Source organism: Thermogutta sp. (genome assembly GCF_014359955.1).
Lineage (GTDB): Bacteria > Planctomycetota > Planctomycetia > Pirellulales > Thermoguttaceae > Thermogutta.
On sequence record NZ_JACIYL010000472.1, the window covers coordinates 1 to 3,469 of the forward strand.

Consider the following 3,469-nt stretch of genomic DNA (forward strand, 5'->3'; position numbering starts at 1 on the left):
GTGTCCAGGCGATACTGGAGGATTTGCGGGACAGCGTTGAGGCACCCCGTCTCATGCAATCACAGGTAAATCGTTAAGAGAACCCCCATCTGAGATTCTTGTTCAAGGACGCATCTTGCCCATGCAAGAACGGATTGCCTTTTTGAACGGAGCATTCCTGCCAGAGCGGGAACTGGCGGTTTCCATTGTGGACGCCGGTTTCGTCCTGGGTGTAACGATCGCGGAACAACTCCGAACTTTCCGAGGCACGATTTTTCGGGCGGAAGATCATCTTTCAAGGCTCTATCATTCGCTGGAAATTTTAGGGTTGGACATCGGCTACACCGCCGAACAGCTCAAATCGGCGGCGGAATACGTCGTGGCGGCCAACCGCCAGCTTATGCATCCGGCAGATGACATGGGCGTTTCCATTTTCGTGACGCCGGGCCGATATCCCGCCTATTCAGGCCCTGGACCCAATGTCCCCACGGTGGCCATTCACACGTATCCACTTCCTTTTTACCTCTGGGCCGACAAGTACACCGGCGGTGAATCGGTCGCCGTGGCCTCTGTTCGGCAGGTCCCCGTGGAGTGCTGGCCCAGGGGACTTAAGTGCCGCAGCCGCATGCACTACTACCTGGCAGAAAAGGAGGTGCGACGGATCGACCCGTCCGCGAGGCCCATTCTCCTGGATGCTGATGGGTGCGTCACGGAGGCCCCCACTGCCAACATCGTGGCTTATCATGGTGAGGAGGGTTTGATGGCCCCACCGGTGGAGAGAACTCTCCCCGGCATCTCGCTGAAGGTCGTGACGGAGCTGGCGGCCCAACAGGGGATTCCATTCTCGCACCGCTTTCTTACCGTTTCGGATCTCGAACGCTGTGACGAAATCTTCCTCACCAGTACCCCGTTTTGTCTTTTGCCCGTCGTACGATTGAATGGGACACCGGTGGGGCAAACCCGCCCGGGAAAGCCAGGGCCCATCTATCGCCGCTTGCTTGCGGCATGGAACGAGATCGCGGGCATTGACCTTGTCGCACAGGCCCAGCGGTTTCGTCACCGTGTATAAATGCTGCACATTTACTTTTCCCCGCAAGAGATGGCAGATCCCGAACCCGTTCCACTCAAGAGGCGTGTGTCCCCCTGGGTGCCATCCGCACAATTCGACTCTGCGGCAAATTCGTTGTAACCGTCCCATTATTCCACATGACGACCGGCCATTTTCATGCGGTAAGACGCTGGTCCTGACCTATACTCTTCAAGGTGGTGTACTGTCTTACCTGCCCGGGTAAGTAAACCTTCCGTTTTTCCCAGAGCAGAACCTGCCCCGTTGTCCCATTCCGAAATCGATCATCCCGCGAAAAACACGTGGAAATACCTGTCCAGCGATATTCAAAAGTATTTGCCCGCGGGAAGAAATTAAAAAAGCGTGTGGAGTCCTTCGCCATGAGGAAACCCACAAAACCCTTGCGAAAACGTTTGATTGCCGGTTCAACCCCCAGAACCGGAGCGGTCCTCGTTTTGACGGCCGTGATGCTCGTCGTCATCTTGGCCCTGATGGCGCTGGCCGTGGACCTTGGATACGTCGTTCTCGTTCGCGCGCAGCTTCAGGCGGCTGCCGACTCGGCGGCCCTGGCAGGTGCCTCTCAAATCGCCCATGGATTTGAAACCGTGTTCCAGACCGCGGATCGCTACGCGCGATTCCACACTTCCGGCGGCCAGCCGCTGCGGCTTCTCCGACAGGATGTCGAACTCGGAATTTGGGACGCGACCACCAGAACCTTCACGCCGACCAATTCGGCACCCAACGCCGTTCGCGTTCGGGTACGCCGGGACGCGCTGAGCGGCAATCCAGCGCCCCTGTTTTTTGGCCGAGTACTCGGCCGACAGGCCGTCGATCTTTCTGCAGAAGCCATCGCCATGGCCAATCCGCGAGACATTGCCTTCGTGGTTGATCTGTCGGGGTCCATGAACGACGATACCGAACCCGCCTGGGCCACCGACGTTGTCAACAGCACTTTCGGCTCGTCGGGCTACGGTTCTATCGGCACGGAGCTTATGCAGCAGGTATTCGACGACTTCGGCTTTGGAAGATTCCCCGGACAACTCGAACACATCGGTCAACCCTGGGGCGTTCCGCAGACCGATCTCGCTTACGCCGAACTTACCAAAGACGGCGGTCCGCTTACCCGGCCTAACGTTCCTCCGCGCTATCGCATCAATCGCACGGACGACGAACTGACGAGAAAATTTAAAGCGTATTCGGCGATCATCGACTACCAGATTGCCCGGGTCATGCCCAATGCCCGGCCTGCCCCCGACAGCTCCCGTTTTTACAGTTATTGGGAAAAGTATCTCGATTACATCATCAAACCGGTACAGGTTACGCGGACGTCGTCGAATGATCAGCCCAGTGACCCGGGACATTCCAGGGGACGCGGTGGACGCGGCGGAACAAATTCCCGTGATTCGGCAAAGGAACGCAACGGTCGGTCCGAACGTGACAAGAAGGATACAGACAAGAAGAACACAGAGCGGAAGGACACCTCACGAGCGAACAACCAACCCTCCCGCAGAAATTCCTCTGACAGGCGCAGCAACTCCGGAGGTTCCGCCAACAGTCGGGGAAATACCGGCTCACCCAACCGACCATCGCAGAATCCTTCTTCAGGGGGTGGCTCGCCTTCCGGTTCACCGGGGAACGGCCCCATCGGGCGTGTTCTTCCCGATTCCATGCAGCCGCTCTTCGTCGAAAACTCTCGACTTTGGACAGGGCTCGGATCTGACCCAAGCGAAGGCCTGCTGTCCCCGGTGGCGGCGGTTTCGCTGCTGATCCCGTCCTTTGCCCCCGGGAGATATGTCCCATTTAACCAGTTCGTACTCTCGGGCGACCCCGGCGTTCTGCTCGGATTCGCCGCCGTCATGGCGCCTGCTCAACAGAGGGTGTCTGGGCAAAGGACTGTCTGGCTTCCTCCCAATCAGAGTGCGGACCGGATCACCCGGATGAACAATCCCAATCGAAGCACATTTCCTGTTGCAAGCTCACGGCTTCCCGAGCGGTACCTTAACAAAATCGGGTACCTCACGTACGTCCAATTCATGATGGACTATGGACGCGATCTGAAACCGGACGGCGTCAATTTTGTGCCACTTTCTCGCCACAGTCCCTATTGTCCATACCATTTGGAAGATACCGACGGGGGCACATTCCGTTTTCCACCTCGTGAGCAGCCAACACATGCCGCCCGGCGTGCCCTGATTGCCGCGATTCAAGTCGTCAAAGAAAGAAACCAGGGCATTCCCGATTTGAGCCAGCGGGACTGGGTGTCGATCATCACGTACGACTCGCTGAGCGGCGGGGGGCCCGTCATCGCCCAACCGCTGACTGGAGATTACGATCAGGCAATGGTGGTGTGCACCCGTCTCCAGGCCTGCGGGGACAAAGGGGCTTCGACGGCCACGGAAGCAGGCCTCCTGGCTGCGAGGAATC

2 protein-coding genes are annotated in these 3,469 nt (G+C 58.1%); both read left to right on the forward strand.

Going from position 1 to position 3,469, the window contains the following annotated elements; translation table 11 throughout:
• Positions 1-121: 121 nt before the first annotated feature.
• The gene (locus H5U08_RS13170; RefSeq protein ID WP_297033862.1) at positions 122-1,048 is read left to right on the forward strand and encodes an aminotransferase class IV; all 927 of its coding nucleotides are present in this window, start codon (positions 122-124) and stop codon (positions 1,046-1,048) included.
• Positions 1,049-1,425: 377 nt separating this feature from the next.
• On the forward strand, positions 1,426-3,469 hold a 2,044-nt coding region (locus H5U08_RS13175), incomplete at its 3' end, for a TadG family pilus assembly protein (protein ID WP_297033865.1).

Bases quoted from the DNA above. Each gene is read 5' to 3' on its own strand.
- H5U08_RS13170 (WP_297033862.1), top strand. From the start codon at position 122: ATGCAAGAACGGATTGCCTTTTTGAACGGAGCATTCCTGCCAGAGCGG.